Here is a 248-nt window from a genome sequence, read left to right as displayed (position 1 = left end):
GTGATCAAACGGTACCTGATGTAACTGGTAAGACGGGCGAACATGTTGATGTTACAGTACCAGTGAAGCCAGGCTACACAGCGGATAAGCCAACGGTACCGGCGACGGTGAATGCCGACGGCACGATCACTGTTGATAACCCAACGACCACAGGTAAAGTAAACTACACACCAAACGATGCCAAGGCAAATGTGACGATTCCAAGCAACCAAGGTGATCAAACGGTGCCTAATGTAACTGGTAAGACA

1 protein-coding gene is annotated in these 248 nt (G+C 49.2%); it reads left to right on the top strand.

Annotated features, from left to right (window positions below; all coding sequences use genetic code 11):
* On the top strand, positions 1-248 hold a 248-nt coding region (locus CES79_RS12940; protein WP_225362456.1), incomplete at both ends, for a hypothetical protein.

It is taken from the genome of Secundilactobacillus silagei JCM 19001 (assembly GCF_002217945.1).
GTDB lineage: Bacteria > Bacillota > Bacilli > Lactobacillales > Lactobacillaceae > Secundilactobacillus > Secundilactobacillus silagei.
The sequence above is the reverse complement of the archived record's forward strand: the minus strand, read 5'-3'. Positions and strand labels throughout refer to the sequence as shown.